The sequence below is a fragment of the Fretibacterium fastidiosum genome, from assembly GCF_000210715.1.
Taxonomy (GTDB): Bacteria; Synergistota; Synergistia; order Synergistales; family Aminobacteriaceae; genus Fretibacterium; species Fretibacterium fastidiosum.
Genome location: NC_021038.1, coordinates 1090113 through 1106923 on the forward strand (window position 1 = coordinate 1090113; position 16811 = coordinate 1106923).

13 protein-coding genes are annotated in these 16811 nt (G+C 55.3%); 9 read left to right on the top strand and 4 right to left on the bottom strand.

The genetic code is table 11. From position 1 onward, the window contains the following. The 7 genes from rlmD to SY1_RS04985 form a co-directional block, all read left to right on the top strand. Positions 1-898 (top strand): 23S rRNA (uracil(1939)-C(5))-methyltransferase RlmD (rlmD, locus tag SY1_RS04955; protein WP_208872901.1); only part of this gene is annotated, 898 nt, incomplete at its 5' end. 134 nt (positions 899-1032) lie between these two features. Next, a complete protein-coding gene (locus SY1_RS04960; protein ID WP_015556375.1) occupies positions 1033-3510 on the top strand; it encodes an HsdM family class I SAM-dependent methyltransferase in 2478 nt (825 codons plus the stop codon). Between the two features lie 376 nt (positions 3511-3886). Then, the gene (locus tag SY1_RS04965) at positions 3887-4717 is read left to right on the top strand and encodes a GIY-YIG nuclease family protein (RefSeq protein ID WP_208872903.1); all 831 of its coding nucleotides are present in this window, start codon (positions 3887-3889) and stop codon (positions 4715-4717) included. Positions 4718-5147: 430 nt separating this feature from the next. Beyond that, entirely contained in the window at positions 5148-6251 is a 1104-nt protein-coding gene (locus tag SY1_RS04970) for a Fic family protein (protein WP_208872905.1), read from the top strand. 28 nt (positions 6252-6279) lie between these two features. Further along, the gene (locus tag SY1_RS04975) at positions 6280-6651 is read left to right on the top strand and encodes a nuclear transport factor 2 family protein (protein ID WP_208872907.1); all 372 of its coding nucleotides are present in this window, start codon (positions 6280-6282) and stop codon (positions 6649-6651) included. A 56-nt stretch (positions 6652-6707) separates the two neighbouring features. Next, entirely contained in the window at positions 6708-7151 is a 444-nt protein-coding gene (locus tag SY1_RS04980; protein ID WP_015556378.1) for a GNAT family N-acetyltransferase, read from the top strand. 173 nt (positions 7152-7324) lie between these two features. Beyond that, positions 7325-7891: a GrpB family protein gene (locus SY1_RS04985; protein ID WP_208872915.1), complete on the top strand. Its 567-nt coding sequence runs from the start codon at positions 7325-7327 to the stop codon at positions 7889-7891. 110 nt (positions 7892-8001) lie between these two features. On the opposite strand, the gene SY1_RS04990 is transcribed toward SY1_RS04985, so the two are convergent. The 4 genes from SY1_RS04990 to SY1_RS05005 all read right to left on the bottom strand — a co-directional run bounded on the left by SY1_RS04990 (position 8002) and on the right by SY1_RS05005 (position 15901). Beyond that, entirely contained in the window at positions 8002-10446 is a 2445-nt protein-coding gene (locus tag SY1_RS04990; protein ID WP_208872917.1) for a DEAD/DEAH box helicase family protein, read from the bottom strand. Between the two features lie 13 nt (positions 10447-10459). Next, positions 10460-12457 (bottom strand): site-specific DNA-methyltransferase, encoded by a 1998-nt coding sequence (locus SY1_RS04995; RefSeq protein ID WP_208872919.1) that lies wholly within the window; start codon positions 12455-12457, stop codon positions 10460-10462. Positions 12458-12496: 39 nt separating this feature from the next. After that, positions 12497-14989 carry an excinuclease ABC subunit UvrA gene (locus SY1_RS05000; protein WP_015556381.1) on the bottom strand — a complete coding sequence of 831 codons (2493 nt, stop codon included), beginning with the start codon at positions 14987-14989 and terminating at the stop codon, positions 12497-12499. Positions 14990-15262: 273 nt separating this feature from the next. Further along, a complete protein-coding gene (locus SY1_RS05005) occupies positions 15263-15901 on the bottom strand; it encodes a hypothetical protein (RefSeq protein WP_015556382.1) in 639 nt (212 codons plus the stop codon). 300 nt (positions 15902-16201) lie between these two features. On the opposite strand from SY1_RS05005, the gene SY1_RS05010 reads away from it, so the two are divergent. Together SY1_RS05010 and SY1_RS12770 are read left to right on the top strand one after the other, a co-directional pair. Further along, complete coding sequence (locus tag SY1_RS05010) at positions 16202-16579, top strand: PhzF family phenazine biosynthesis protein (protein WP_208872921.1); 378 nt, start codon at positions 16202-16204, stop codon at positions 16577-16579. Between the two features lie 114 nt (positions 16580-16693). After that, a partial coding sequence (locus SY1_RS12770) for a helix-turn-helix domain-containing protein (RefSeq protein ID WP_423868985.1) occupies positions 16694-16811 on the top strand: 118 nt, incomplete at its 3' end.

Genomic DNA, 16811 nt, shown 5'->3' on the forward strand with positions numbered 1-16811 from the left:
CGCGGGCACCCACCGACTGGAGCGGCTGCAGGAGTGCCCCGTCAACGCCGCGCCCCTGAACGCCCTTTACCGCACCGTGCTGGGCGGCCTGAAGGACCTGCCCTTCGACGGCTACGACGAGCGGACGCAGGAGGGCAAGCTGCGCCACATCGTGATGCGCGCGGGGCTCAACACGGGCCAGACCCTCCTGTCCTTCGTCCTGAACGGACGCCTCGCCGCGCGAGGCATCAAGGCTCTGGCCGCCCTGGGAGCCAGAGCCCGCCCCACGACGCTGACGCTGAACCACAACTCGCGCCCCGGCAACGTCATCCTGGGGCCCCACACGGAGGCCCTGTCGGGGGACGGCCGCATTGCGGAGAAGCTGGGTCCATGGACCCTGGCCTTCGACACCACCTCCTTCTTTCAGGTGAACACGGGACAGGCGGAGCGCCTCTTTCGCTACGCCGTCCAGCAGGCGGAGGACGCAAAGGAGCTCCTGGAGCTCTACAGCGGCGTCGGGTCCATGACCTGCTACCTGACGGAGCGCGGCGCCGTCACCAGCGTGGAGGAATGGCGCAGCGCCGTGCAGATGGCGGAGCGCAACCTGAAGGCCAACGGCCTGAACGTCCGGACGCTCTGCGGCCGAGCGGAGGACGTGGTGGAGGAGCTTCACGGAGGGTACGGGGCCGTGGTGATGGACCCGCCGCGCGACGGCTGCGCCCGACCGGTGCTGGAGGCCGTGGCCCGCTTTGGGGCGCCGCGGGTGGTCTACGTGTCCTGCAACCCCGCAACGCTGGCCCGCGATTGCAAAATCCTGGCCGGACACGGCTACCGGCTTCAAACCATCCGCGCCTTCGACATGTTCCCTCAGACGGCTCACGTGGAGACGGTTGTCCTGATGGCGCGGGATAAGGACTAAGATTTGAATAGACTCCGCTCACCCTTTGCTGTCGCATTTTGTATTGTAAACCCAGAGGAGGGAATCGAAGAAAAAGGGGCAAAAGCCGTATAGTGGTCCCAAAATTGACAACTGGAGATACGAGGTGGCAATGGATGGCAAAGAAGGAAGTCAGAACGGATTTATGGGTTGCTAAGCAGCTGGATGAGTGCGGTATCAACTTTGATGCACAAGGAAGCAATATCAAAGAAATTAACGAAGCCCTGAAGACGGCATCGAAACGCGGTACAGGCAATGTCGGTTATCCTGAGTATGTAGCCGTGATTGGCGATTTCGTTCTTGTTATTGAGGACAAGGCCGATACAGACAAACAGCTGAAATTGACCGACAAGAAGATTATTGACACGGATACGAAGTCGATTACAGAATATGCCGTAAACGGCGCATATTTTTACGGTAAGCACATTGCACAGAATAGTTCTTTTAAGAAGGTGTTCGCGCTCGGTGTCTCTGGCGACGAGAAGCATCACGTCATAACACCTCTGTATGTGGATGACCGCGAAGGATACAAGCAGTTGCCCGACATTGAATCTTTCGTATGGTTCTCTCCAAGTAACATCGGCGAGTATTATACACGTTATGTGCTGGAGGAGGCGACGGACGTCGAGAAGACGACGGAGCAGATTCTCAAGGACGCGGCGGAGCTGCACGAGTACCTGCGCACGTACGGCACATTGAAAGACCAGGACAAGCCCCTCGTCGTGGCCGGAATCTTGCTTGCGTTGGACGAGGTAAAACATGAAGAGTTCAAAATCGACAACTTGACGGGCAGTCAGGTGGATAAGAACCACGACGGCGATAAGCTGATGAAAGCCATCAACACGAGGCTGACACGTTCGAACGTGGGGCCAGATGCGAAGAAGGACAAACTCCTATCGGAGTTTAGCATCTTGAATACCAGCTTCAGGCTGAACGAAGTCAACGACGTTCTCGGCAAGACGCCGTTGAAGTTCTACACGAAGTTTCTGTATGACCGCGTGTTTCGGAACATCAAATATCAAAAAACCTCTGAAGACTTCATCGGTCGCTTTTACGGCGAGTTCATGAGTTATTCCGGTGGAGACGGGCAGACGCTTGGCATCATATTGACCCCGCGCCACATCACCGACCTGATGTGCGATCTGGTCGATGTACAGGTGAATGATGTCGTCCTAGACCCTACTTGCGGGACGGCAGGTTTTCTGATCTCGGCCATGCACAAGATGCTGTCCATGTCTGACAGCGATGCCCAGAGGAAGGACATCAAGAAAAAACAGCTTCACGGTTTTGAGCTCCAGAGCAATATGTTTGCTGTCGCGGCAGCGAACATGATCCTGCGCCATGACGGGAACAGCAACCTCGAATGCACAGACTTCCTGAAGAAGAATCCCGCTCAGGTGCAGATGAAGGGTGCGACAATTGGTCTTATGAATCCACCGTACTCGCAGGGTACGAAGGCTGACCCGTCCCAGTACGAGCTTTCGTTCGTAGAGCATTTGCTGGACTCCCTGACAGAGGGAGGGCGGGCGGCTGTTATTGTTCCTCAGTCTTCAATGACGGGAAAGAGTGCCGAGGAAAAAGTATTCAAGGAGTCTATCTTGAAGAATCACACCCTTGAGGGTGTGATCACTTGCAATACCGAGACCTTCTATGGCGTTGGTACGAATCCTGTTATCGCGTTGTTTACGGCACACGAGCCACATCCTGAGGACAAGGTATGCAAGTTTATCGACTTCAGAAATGACGGTTTCGAGACAAGGGCGCATGTCGGTTTAGTCGAGGGAGATTCTGCAAAGGATAAGAAACAGCATCTTCTAGATGTATGGAATGGACGCATTGAGGCTCCTTCAAAGTTCTGTGTCAAAACGACCGTTGAAGCATCGGATGAGTGGCTTCACTCGTTTTACTATTTCAATGATGAGATTCCAACCGATGCCGACTTTGAGAAGACTATCGGTGATTATCTGACGTTTGAGTTTTCTATGGTCATGCAGAACCGCGAGTACCTGTTCGAGGACACGAAGGGAAGGGACGATGACGAGTTGGGCGATTACGTTGAGATTCCTTCTCTTGAGGAGAAGGAGTGGGAGGCGTTTAGCGTTGATTCGTTGTTCCCCACTATTGAGCCTACCAAAGGAAAAACAACGTCCGGTCTAGTTGACGGTGAAGGGTTGCCGTATATTGCAGCAGCAAAATCTATAATCGGGTGTCAAATTTGTTCCAAGGTGGCAAATAACGAATGGGCCTCTAAGGGAAATGGCATGGTTTTCGTACAGCTGGGAGATGGCGCAGCAGGACTTGCACATTATGTACCAATGCCTTTTGTTGGAATGTCAGGAAAAACATCAGTTGGATATTCAAAACATCAGAATTTATATAATGGTCTATTTATTGCGCGATGCCTTTCCTCAAACAAAGCCATTTTTTCTCATGGCCATAGTTGGACGGGGAGAAGATTGACAAAAACTAAGGTAATGCTCCCTGTCAACAATGATGGTGAGCCCGACTACGACTACATGGAGCAGTACTCCAAGAACATGATGCTGCACAAGTATAAGCAATATTTAAGATTTATTGATGGAAAGGGGCAATGATATGTGAGACACCTCATTAACGCGCATCGCCTTGCCTACAGAGCAATATCGTTTGCTTTTTGGTACGGCAATGAGCGTATTCAGCTCAAACAAAGGCTTTGTGCTTGAGAACATATTGCATACTGACAATTCCTATTCGTAACATAAACTGATTGACAAGGAATCAGGTCAGCTGAAGTCATGTATCGCTAAAGCTTGAACAGGCTCCGTTTATCCCCTGCTGTTGTGAATGGTTGTGAATAAGATGATAAATCTAAAAACAAAATGGCCAGACGAAGCGGCGTCATTAAGAAATCAAAAGAACTCCTGGCAACAGGCATCCTTCTGATCAACTCAAGCAAAGGGGAATATCACTGTGCATGGACGATCAATAGAATTGTTCCTCGTTAATGGGACAGCGGAAAGTATTGTCACTGCGGAATTGTCCAACTGGAACGGTAAGGCAGTAAAGATACCTCGAATTGAGGTAGCTGATTGCATGCGCAAAGATATACAAGAGCCAGGCGTTTATTTCTTATTCTGTAAAGACGATGAGAACAACAAAGATTCTGTCTACATCGGAGAGGCTGAAAATGTAAAGGAACGCTTGCTACAGCATCTTCGAGATGCTACGACAGAACAAGAAAAGTATTATTGGAACACGGCACTCATCTTTGTTGGTCGTGATCTGAATAAGGCTCTGATCCGCTATTTAGAGAATAGACTCGTTGAGCTTGCACTGGCAAGCAATCGTTATGATATTCTTACAAAAAACACCTATAAGAATACCGTTCTGAAAGAGTCTCAGATCGCGGCAATGGAAGAATTCCTGGAAAATATTAAGGTTCTTATTAACACGCTTGGATATAAGGTCTTAGAGCCACTACGACAGGGGCATTCCGGCGATGGGGAAGAAGAGAAATTCCTCTACCTTAAAACAGGAAAAACAGATGCCGTGGGGGCTGTTACAGCAGAAGGCTTCGTTGTCCTTGCTGGAGCAAAGATCAATGCTAAGAGCTCCGATAAATCACTGTCAAAAGGGATGGCAAAACTTCGCCAGAAACACTTTGATGCCGGTCATGTCAGCTCAGACCTTGTAACAACGGAAGATATACTTTTTTCAAGCTCATCATCCGCAGCGATTTTTGTGACGGGCTATAGCATGAGCGGCCCCGCCCACTGGAAAGATAAAAATGGCAAGACACTCAAAGAAATAGAATCAGAATAACCGTTAATAGAAAGGAATGGAGCGATTGTCCTCTCTGTCGTTGGGGTTCTGGCTGGAGCGTCGGGCAACGTTTTGATGAAGAGGCCACTCCTGAACAGGCCCCTTCAAAGATATTCTCAAAGGACTCGTAACGTCTCAGCAGGCTCAGCACTTCCTCCTCGGGAAGGGATACTGCAATGGGTTACCTCTCAGGTAACAATGCGGTTCTTGAGGAGCCCAATCGTGGTACGGGGTATCGAAACAACCAGACCTTTATCGATATGATTTACCCCGTCGCCAGACAGCTGAATTTGACTGAATCGTTCTTTACCCACACAGAATAACGAGGACCAGATTGTACGACGTAATCGTGCCGTTATAATAAGGGATGACACCTGCAAAAGTACTCGATTTCTTGTGGGGACAAAAAGTGACAGCGAGGTGATGTGGAGTGAACCAAGATCCGTTTAGAGAATATATCAAAGAATCCGAACCGGAAAAGCGGGACAAGCGCTATGCGTGGCATACTGCTATTGGCCTGCAGGCAGTCGACGGACTGAAAACATCAGAATATCTGGTGCATACTGCCGTTCGGAATATCGAAGGCGAGATTTCCTTTGAAGAGGCAAATGCGCTTTTGCAGGCCTACTATGAGAAAAATCCCCCCCGTGACGCGTCAGACCGCACCGAGGAGGCCGACAAGGTGTCCGCACGGATCGCCGCGCTTCTTTCCGAACGTGCCTTCAGCTTTACGCCGAACGAGTATCTTTCCATTCACAGGAAGCTGTTTTCCGGCATTTATTCTCATGCCGGGCGCATTCGGGATTACAACATGACGAAGAAAGAATGGGTGCTCGATGGTGCGACCGTGCTTTATGGCAGCGCCACGGAGCTGCGTGCGACGCTCGACTATGATTTCTCGGAGGAGAAGAAGTTTTCCTATAAAAATCTCTCGATGGATGAGATCATCCACCACCTCGCGGTATTCGTATCCGGATTGTGGCAGATCCATGTGTTTGGCGAGGGCAACACCAGAACGACGGCCGTATTCTTCATCAAATATCTGCGCACGCTGGGCTTTGACGTGACTAACGACATTTTTGCCGAGAACGCGTGGTATTTTCGGAATTCCCTGGTCAGGGCAAACTACAATGACCTGAAAAACGGCATTCACGAAACGACGGAGTACCTTGAGGTTTTCCTCCGCAATCTCCTGTTGAACGAGAACCATCCGCTTCATAACCGGACATTGCACATCAGAGGCAAATTCAAAGAACCGGAAAAAGCGAACATTGACTCCGAAAAAGCGAATATTGATACAAAAAAAGTGAGCATTGAAGATGTATTCACAGCCAAGACCGCTTCTCATATTCAGAAATTACGAGAGGATTTAGGCACTCAGAACGCATTTGGAAGGTCGGATGTTCAGAGAATACTTGGACTGAAGCCGACAAGAAGTTCAGCGCTCTTACGCGAAATGGCGGAGCACAGAATCATTGAGGCGGTGTCCGGACACGGGAAAGGGAAGTATCGCTTCCTCTGTCCTCTTGCTTGACTAAGGTCCAATCTAAGGGAGAAATAACATGGATATTAAATTATTTTGGAAAGACATTCTGAAACAAAACCGCGAAGAACTAAAAAAATATTTTTGCCCTGAGGCTGAAATCCATTGGCCATGCACAAACGAAAAGTTTTCGGCGGATGAGTTTATACGCGTCAATTGTGATTATCCAGGCGAGTGGGACGGTGAAGTTGAACTCATTGAAAACACTGACGCAGGGTGCATCACCGTGACAAGGGTTTTTGCACGGGACTCATCGGCAGCATTTCATGTCGTTAGCTTTTTTACCTATCGGGATGAGAAAATATCATTCGTTGAAGAGTATTGGTCCAATGATGGCGTGGCACCAGAGTGGCGTCAGCAGATGAAAATAGGGAGACCGATCCGAAGCTGAAATTTTAAAAGGTATAATGGGCTACATAAAGTCTACAAAAATAGGGGTAATAGTGCATGGTATCTGTAAAAATTATCGATGGTGATAAAACGAAGTATATGGATTTGCTTCTCATCGCGGATGAGTCAGTAAGTATGATAGAAAAATATTTATACCGCGGTGATATGTTTGCCTTGTATGATGACGATATTAAGGCGATTTGTATCGTGACACAGGAACAACTCGGCGTATACGAAATTAAAAATCTTGTAACCGTTCCCCAATATCAACGCAACGGATATGGACAAAAACTGATTTCTGTTGTCGCTGATTACTACAGGAAATTGAACGGCGAGTTATACGTTGGAACAGGCAATTGCCCAACGATCCTCCGTTTCTATGAAAGATGTGGTTTTAAGAAATCGCATATCGTTAAAAATTTTTTTATAGACAATTACGACCACCCTATATATGAAGATGGGCAACCGTTAATTGACATGATTTATTTAAAATTGCACTAAAGCTAAGGGGTTCTTCGCTATTTTAAGTGTGTATCCCTATCTGTAGCTTCCCTGCGATGAGGTAAATCATCGTGTGCATAAGGAGAAACAAGAGGTGCGTATCGTAACCGTGCGTTACTCACGAAGCCAATTCTAAATCAAGTTTTTGACAACGGACAAACGGGAAGGCAAAAATGGACAGAAAATTAGAGGAAATGAGCCTGAAGGAGCTGTGGCAGCTGTTCCCCATCTTCCTCGTCCGGCATCATGAGGAGTGGGACGATTGGTACGCCGAGGAAAAGAGCACACTCACGGCGCTGCTCCCGCGCGAAACGGTCAAACGGCTCTCCCACGTCGGGAGCACGGCCGTCCCCGACATCTGGGCAAAAAACATCGTGGACATCCTCCTTGAAGTCGGGAGCGAGGAGGACCTGAACAACGTAGAAAAGCGGCTCCTCCAAAAGGACTGGCTGTGCATGAGCCGGAGCGCTCATCGGGTCTCGATGAACAAGGGGTACACTCCCAGCGGCTTCGCTCAGAAGGTCTTTCACCTTCACGTTCGCCTTTGGGGGGACAACGACGAGCTGTACTTCAGAGATTATCTGCGGGAATTCCCCGCCGTCGCAAAGGCCTACGAGGCGTTGAAGTTATCGCTGTGGAGACGGTTTGAACACGATCGGGACGGCTACACCGAAGCCAAGGGGGACTTCATAAAAAAGCACACCAGCCTGGCAAGGCAGCGCTATGGAGCAAGGTACTAAGGAGCGCGGATTGGGCGAAGCGACATCAAACTTGACGTGAACGTGCAGTGGATCGTTTTTCAGCACGTCGGAGGATATTTTTGTTGTGCCTTCGTCCGCTGCGATGCGGCTCAATCTACATCCGTTACCCCGGTAACGCCCGAGGCGCCGTCCGCCACGTCGCAGACAGCGCCTCGTCTGCCCGTCATCGTGGCCTTTTCGCCGTTGATCAGGGATGCGGCCCTCAGGATGAACTCCTCCGGGGCGTCCTTGAACTGCTCGAAGACGGGCGCCGCAATTCCGGTGAGGACGGTAACGACATCCCGTCTGGTGAGGTCGGTGGCCTCGACCAGCCTGCCGATCAGGTCGTACTTCACGTTCCGAGCTCCCGCCCCACCAGAGGCCTCGTAGACCTCGACCCCCTCCCTCGCGAACGAGGTTCCGGACCACAGGCCCTCCTTCGACACCATCGTCCCCAGGACGCCGGACTCGACGCGGACGAGGGCCTTTGGGAGGCGCAGCCCCCCGTTCAGCGCGCGGACCGCCCTCCAGATCAGCGCATCGGCATCGAAGTCCACTGCGCAGACCGGCTTCTCGTCGACGCCGGACCACTGTGCCTGCAACTCTGCCTTGGCATGCTTTTCCGGCCCCATGGTCGGTTCTGCGCTGCGGGCGTCCTCCGGCTGCAGCACACGGACGTCCAAGACGGAGCGAGGGGGCGCAACGACCGCCTCAGCCGCGCCCGCGGCCTCATCCGCAAGCTCTGCCTGCAGCCCTCTCGCAAAGCTGTCGTAGCTCTCGCTGGCGATGATCGTGAGCACGTTGACGTCATGGACCTCATCTCCGAGGGCCTCCGCGTCCATGCGCTCCCCGTCCTGGTTGACGCAGAGGCGCAGGCCACGCCCCACCTCCTGACGCTTACGGACCTCGCTTCCGCTTCGCTTCAGCGTGCAGATCTGAAAGACGTTGGGGTTGTCCCAACCCTCGCGCAGGGCGGAGTGGGAGAAGATGAAGCGCACCGGCGACCTCCTGGGGTCACCATCAAGAAGGCGCTCCTTGTCCCTCATGATCAGGTCGTAGGCGTCGATGTCGTCCGAGGTGCATTCACGCCTGTCGCTCAGGCTGCCGTTGGTCATGCGTCCCCTCCCGTCGATGGAGAAGTATCCGGCGTGGGTGCTGTCCGGCGCGATCGCCCCCAAATACTCCATGTACTCCTCCTCGCCCGGACCGCCCCGCGTCACGGAGACGACGTCCCGATACTCATCCTCGAACATCCGCGCAAAAAGGCCGTTTTGAGGCCGCCCATCGGCGTCGTACTCCCGGTAGTGCGCGACCTCGTCGATGAAGAAAAGGGACAGCACCTTGATGCCCCGGCGGAACAGCCGCCGCTCCCGCTCGATGTGAGAGAGGATCGTCTCACGGATCTGGATGCGGCGCAGCCGATCCTCGTTCAGACGGCCAACCGCCTCTCCGGCGCAGAGCCTGACGCCGTTCAGGAACTCCACGGAGTTGTCCCGGCCGTCGACGGACTTCACGACGAAGCCGTCCCTATACTCCTCCAGCCTGCCGGAGCGCTCGTAGAGGTCATAGCCGACGCCCGCCGTCCTCGTGACCTGCCGAACCCCCGACGTCCCCCTGCAATCGAACTGAACCGTTGCGGTGGGGGCTGCCCTGGACAGGTTGACGCCCTGAAGGTAGACGTAGCCCTCCGTCGCGGCGCCCCCCGTCTCCACGATGCCCTTGACGGCGATCTTCTTCACCAGTCGCTCGTTGTAGGCCTCCATCGCGTCCAGCCGATAGACCAGGTTGTAGAGGCTGTCGGGCCGATGGGTCGCAGAGTAGCGCAGGGTCATCAGGGGGTTGAACTGCCTCAGCCCCTCCCTGGTCCGCCTGCCCTCGACGGACTGCGGTTCGTCGATGATCACGATCGGATGGGTTCCGGCGATGACCTCAATCGGCCTTCGCGATCGGAACTCGTCAAGCCTCATGTGAATGCGCCGCGCGTCCCTTCCTCTCGCATTGAAGGCCTGCGCGTTGATGATCATGACGTCGATGGAGCGGTCCGACGCAAACCGGTCGATCTCCGTCATCTGCGAGGAATCGTAGATGAAGTATCGAACCTTCCGACCGTACTCCTCCGCAAAATGGTCCTGCATGACTTGAAAGGACTTGTAGACGCCCTCGCGGATCGCGACGCTGGGGACGACGACGATGAACTTGCTCCAGCCGTACCGCCCGTTCAGCTCATAGAGGGTCTTGATGTAGGTGTAGGTCTTGCCGGTTCCCGTCTCCATCTCGACCGTCAGGTTGTAGCGCCCCTCCAGCTTCTCGGACGGCTTGATCCGGTTGGCGCGCTGCACCCTCCGCAGGTTCTCCAGGACCCGCGCGTCCGTCAGCTCCGGGACGACGGGCGGGTTGCTCCACCCGTCGCAGCCCGCCGGACGCGGCAACAGCGCCTCTCCCACGACCCTGTCCGTCCTGTTCGCCGGCGTCCGATACGGTTGCCCGGCGAACACGTCCGCAACCGCTCTGGCCGCGTCCTCCTGGAACTTCTGGCGTCGGAACCGAAGTTTCACCGCAGCCCCTCCCTCAGAGGACCTTGAGCCTCGTGTTCGGCGCCAGCGCCTTAAAGAGCTCCACGGCGTTGATCCTGGACGGGCTGTCCCTGAAGCCCGCGTCGCGGAACACGGCGCGAAGCGGCCTGCGCCTCGCGATCTCCCTGACGACGGAATCCGGCACGTCCTCGGCGAAGCAGGCGATCAGGTCTCCCTCGTTCCATGTGTGGACCCTGCAGCCCTCCACCTCCTCGCTGTGGTGCGGCATGGAGAGTGGAAGCCCCCACTCCAGCAGGCAGCCAAAGAGAAGGTCCATGTCCGTGCGATCCGGCTTTACGTTGGACGCGAGCGCGGGGAGCAGGCTCTGGCGATACTCTCCGGCAGCGTAGTAGACGTCCCGCATGTTGCTTTCGTCCAGCCGAAGGACGCGGAACCCGACGTCCGTCCTTCTCGCGCCGTCCGGCTCCTTTGCCCCGATTCGCGCGCCGGAACGACGGATGCGCTCCCTGCCCAGCTCGGCAATGTCCTTAAACCCCATCTTGAACGCGACGGTGTCCGGGGCCGTGCGCTCCGGAATCTGGACCATGATAAACCTCCTGCGCCCGCCGTCCTCGGCGTTCATCCTCATGATGGCGTCCGCCGTGGTCCCGGAACCGGAGAAGAAGTCCAACACAAGGGCTTCCTTATCCTGAGCGCAGACCATCCTGGCCACCGCCTGAACCAGGGAAAGCGGCTTCGCGTAGTCAAAGCATTTCCCAAGGCCCAGCTCCTCCAGCTCCCGAAGCGCCGTCTCGTTCGTCCCTACGGCGGCCTCCCGATTGAGTTCGACGTTCAGAAGGTTGGTCGGCGTCTTGTAGGCGTCCTCCAGATTCCGCCTCTGAAAGCGGATGGCGAACCGGTCGGACTTGACGACGAAACAGGTCCCGCGCCTGACCTCCGCCTCCAGAGTCCTCTGCTCCCACTTGAACTCCCCGGCGAGGCGGACCGCGTTGGCGTTCACGCCGTCCTCCACGCGCAGTTCGTCCAGCAGCCAGACCCTGCCCTTCTCGCCAGCGGGAATGACCCCGTCGCGGAGGAAGGGGAAGTGAATACTGCCCGAAGGAAACCGGAGCGCCTTTTCGGGATTCCCGGCATTCAGGAGGGGGGCGTCGCCGCCGTCGAGGGGCGCGCCGAAGTACTTGAGCGCGCTTCGCCTCTTCTCGTATGCCAGCACGTATTCCACGGTCTTTCGGCACTTGCAGGAGAGCGCGGGCGGAGTGTTGGTCCTGGTCCAGAGGAAGGTCGCCGCGTAGTTTCTCTCGCCGAACGCCTCATTGCAGAGCTTCTGAAGGTTGCTGACCTCGTTTTCGTCGATCGAGATAAAGATCACCCCGTCGTCGCTCAACAGGTTCCGTGCCAACAAGAGCCGGGGGTACATCATGGAGAGCCAGTCCGAGTGAAACCTTGGGTTGGCGAAGTTGTTTTCCCTGAAGAGGACCGTCCCATCCTCGCCCTTCGCGCCGCTTCGCTCCAGGTATTCTTCCTCGCTGACGGCGAAGGTGTCGGAGTAGACGAAGCGATCCGACCCCGTGTTGTACGGAGGGTCAATGTAGATCACCTTGACCTTTCCGAAGTAGCTCTCCTGCAGGAGCTTCAGCACATCGAGGTTGTCCCCCTCGATGTAGAGGTTCTCCGTCGCGTCCCAATCCACGCTGTCCTCCGGGCAGGGGCGAAGCGTCTTTCGGATGGGCCGATTCGCCTCGGCGATGGCCGCCCTCTTTCCCACCCACGTGAACGCATAGGCCTCGTCCCTCGCGATCGCCTCGTCGGAGAGCTCCTGACGAAGCCGCTCGAAGTCGATCGCCGCCCGGAGCCTGCCGTCCGCGCCCCGCGCCTCCGTTACACAGCCGGGGAACAGCGCTCCGATCCGTTCTATGTTGCGGGCGACCCCGTCCGCCCATTCCATTTTCATCCTCCCGGCCATGGAAAGCGCCTCCAGTCCACTCCAGACCACGGCCTCCGGCCATCGGCTCGCCACACTGCCGATCGACATCACGTTAGGAAAAGCCCTCGGGCGCCCCTGCCGCCGCGGCTACAAGTACCTTCCGGTCACGCTCCTTGCGTCCTCCCTGATCTCGTGCGGCGTGCCGGTCGCCACGATCGTACCGCCCGCTTCCCCGCCTCCCGGCCCCATGTCGATGACGTGGTCCGCGTTGCGGATCACGTCGAGGTCGTGTTCGATGACGACCACGGTCGCCCCGTTCCTTATGAGCGTCTGAAACACGTTGAGCAGGGTCTGCACGTCCAGCGGGTGCAACCCGATCGTGGGCTCGTCAAAGACGAACACGGAATCGGCCTGCTCCCTTCCCATCTCGCTCGCCAGTTTCAGCCTCTGGGCTTCGCCGCCGGAAAGGCCCGGCGTATCTTCGCCCAGCCTGAGGTAGCCAAGGCCGAGGCTCTGCAGCACCCGCAGCTTTGACCGGATGGTTTTCATCTCCCTGCAGAACTCAAGCGCGGCGCTCACGTCCATATCCATCAGCTCCGGCAGGGAACGGGAAACGCCAGCACCATTCGTGTGCCTGACCTGGCAGGCCGCCTTTGCATACCTCGACCCGTGACAATCCGGGCACGGAACCTCCACGTCCGGCAGGAACTGCACGTCCAGACTGATGGAGCCGGTCCCATCGCAGACGGGGCACCGCAGGCTCCCCGTGTTGTACGAAAAGTCCCCGGATTTATAGCCGTGCCGCTTCGCGTCCTGCGTGCGCGCGTAGGCCTTCCGCAGCTCATCGTGGACGTTCGCGTAGGTCGCCACCGTAGAGCGGACATTGACGCCTATGGGCGTTGCATCGATCAGTTTGACGTGCTCGATGCATTCGGCCGCCACCTCAACGACGTGCTCGGGCGCCCTCTTCCCCTGCCTCACGGCCTCCAGCGCGGGCACGAGGCTCTCCAGCACCATCGTCGTCTTGCCGGACCCGGACACGCCCGTCACCACGGTCAGCCGTCCCCTGGGAATGGCCACCCGAAGCGGCTTGACGGTGTGGATCGCGGAAGTCACAAGGCGTATCGTCCCTTCGGCAAACGTTCCGTTGGGACGGAGGGGGCGTTCCCGTTCAACCCTCCGCCCCCCCGCAAGGAACGCCCCGATCTGGGAGGCTGCGTCCTTCTCTATGTCCGCGATCGTGCCCTCCGCGATGACCCTGCCGCCCTCAGCGCCCGCCTGCGGCCCCATCTCGATGAGCCAATCGGCCTCCTTCAGGACCTGCATGTCGTGATCGACAAGCAGGACGGAATTGCCGTCCGCCACAAGATCGTGCATGACGGCGTTTAGCCCTGCGATATTGGCCGGATGCAGCCCGATGGACGGCTCGTCCAGCACGTACAACACGCCCGTCGTCCGGTTTCGCACCGCACGGGCAAGCTGCATCCTCTGACGTTCCCCCGTGGAGAGCGTGGACGCCGCACGGTCAAGGGACAAGTAGGCGAGCCCCAAATCCATCAGCCGTCGCGCCGCCGTGCGGAAGGACTCGCAGATGCTGTTCGCCATGGGCTGCATTTCTCGCGGAAGGGAGCCCGGCACGGCCTCAACCCACTGGAGGAGCTCCGACAGGGGCATCCTGCAGACCACGTCCAAGGACACTCCGCGCAATTTGGGCTGCCGCGCCCTTTCTGACAGTCTGCTGCCGCCGCATTCCGGACAGATTTCCTCCTTGAGGAACCTTTCCACGCGCCTCATGCCCTTTTCGTCCTTGACCTTGGCGAGCGCGTTCTCCACCGTATAGGTGGCGTTGTAGTATGTGAAGTCCATTTCGCCCGCCACGTTGGAGTTCTTTGCCTTGTACAGGATGTGCCGCTTCTCGGCGGGGCCGTGATAGACGAGGTCCTTCTCCCTACCCGACAGATCTTTAAACGGCACATTCGTGCGCACTCCCATCGCCCGGCAGACGTCGGTCATGAGGGACCACATCAGGCTGTTCCACGGGGCCACTGCGCCCTCGTCTATAGTCAGGGACTCGTCCGGCACAAGCGTCGCCTCGTCCACCGTCCGCACCATGCCCGTGCCCCCGCAGCGCTCGCAGGCCCCCTGACCGTTAAAGGAAAGCTCCTCGGCCGACGGCGCGTGGAACCGTGCGCCGCAGACGGGGCAAACCAGCTCCTGCTCCGCCGCGACCGCAAGCGTGGGCTCCTGAGGGTGTCCGTTGGGACAGACGTGGTTCGCCAGCCGGGAATACATCAGCCGGACGCTGTTCAAGAGCTCCGTTCCCGTTCCAAAGGTGGACCGAATGCCCGGTACGCCCAGCCTCTGGTGCAGCGCAAGGGAAGCCGGCACGTAGAGCACTTCGTCGACGTCCGCCTTCGCCGCCTGCGTCATGCGCCTGCGCGTGTAGGCGGACAGCGCCTCCAGGTAGCGCCTTGATCCCTCGGCGTACAAGACGCCGAGCGCGAGCGACGACTTGCCGGAACCGGACACGCCCGCGATCCCGACGATTCGGTTCAGCGGTATGTTCACGTCGATATTTTTCAGGTTATGCACCCTGGCGCCTCGGACCTGAATCGCCTTCGGTGCGTCCGTCTCATTCATCCTGCGCGTCTCCCTTCCCACCCCGCAATCAGGGGGCAGACCGTGGCCCTGCAAAAAGCCATGAGTATAGTCTACCCCATCACGCAAGGTGTTTTTGGGAGCGGTTCGCCACATCAGGCCAAAGCTCACAAGCCCTTCGGGCACGACCGTCCATTGCGGAACGCCTGCGTGCCGTAAAGCAAAAAATTCGCCCCCTCCCATCCCCTTTAGAATTTTTCAAGGAAAGGTCAGGCTCCGGCTGCCCCTCTTCTTCGCCGTTTGCGCTCGTCAAGCTCATTGGCTCTCCTGGTCCTCGAGGTAGAGCAAATTCAAATAGCCGCCCAACAATTCAGTGATGACTTCCATTTCAAGTGATTTTTGCTGAGTAAAAAATGTAAAACCGAAATGGTGGTTCGGAGCGATAAGCATCTTATGAGTTGGCGCAAACAAACACAATTCCGAAACGCCCCTGAAAGCTCCTTCTACGGTCATCTCCAGCGGCCCAATATCGTCTTTGAGGTTTATTTTTACACCGGAGCGTTCGTTTTTTCGGACGTTGTTTTTTCGCAAAAAAGCATAAATTTCTTCGTAAATATCGTTACGTTCCGCATTGAACGAAAACTGCGTGTATTGGAAGCATGGCGCTATAATCAACTCCTGAATCTTTTTGAAACGGAAATATTCAAGCAGGAAGTTGATCGTTTCCTGCATATCCCTGTAAAACTGTCGTCTTGTTCCATGAAACCCTGCAGTACCCTTCGTATAGCTTCCATCCTCATATACCGTTATTCCATAAAAGCCATCATAGCCATGATTCCAGTCATGGACATGATACACTCCGAAACAGGGGGTATTGTCGATTTCGTCGAGGTCAAGTCCTATGCCGCATTGGCGTAAAGCCTTATTTAATTCACCGAGACGAATCTTTTCCATAAAATTCGGGCCTCCAAAATATTTCGCGTCCTCGCGGGCTGCTGCGTCAGGTGAGGGACAAAGGCCTTGTTCGTTCGATCCAGCCCGCCGCAATAGTCTTTGAATCGTCCCTGCACCTGAGTTGCCGGCGCCGTATCAGTGACGATCACGAAAACTCAACTCTTAATAATATGTACTATCGTGACCCTCAAGTCAAGGCCCAATAAAGAGGGGAAACAGGTAGAAAAACAGAGAATAGAATGATATAATCAGATCAAGCAACAGAGTGATAAATCGAAATTTGTAAGAGGGTACAGAAAAATGAAACAATATATAGTTGATGCTTTTACAGAACAGATATTCCATGGAAATCAAGCTGCCATATGTGTATTGGATACATGGCCATCAGACAAGTTAATGATAAACATCGCAAAAGAAAATAATTTTTCTGAGACAGCATTTACCGTAAAGACAAATGATGGCTATGAGCTTAGATGGTTTACGCCGGGAGGCGAGGTGAAACTGTGCGGTCATGCGACGCTTGCAGCATCATACGTTTTGTTCCATTATTATGAAACGGATAAAGAAAAATTGGTGTTTCATACATTGAGCGAGGAGCTATTGATCGGGAAAGAGGGCGACTATATCGTGATGGATTTCCCTGCCCTTCATTGTCACGAAAAGCCTATAAGAGAATGATAACACGCTATTCAGCATTGTAAATGGGTATTAAAGCCGTTCGGCATTTTAAGGTCGCCGTTTTGCTTCTTGATTTGCTTATTGCTGAATGGCATGATTTCAAAACGTATTGTTATGGCACGGAAACGAAAGGATTGGATTCAAACTCAGCTAGCAGAAGCGCTTGGCGTGTCTGTAGATACTGTGCGTCGCTGGGAGCAGGGGAAGAGAATCCCGGATACGGATATGCTCC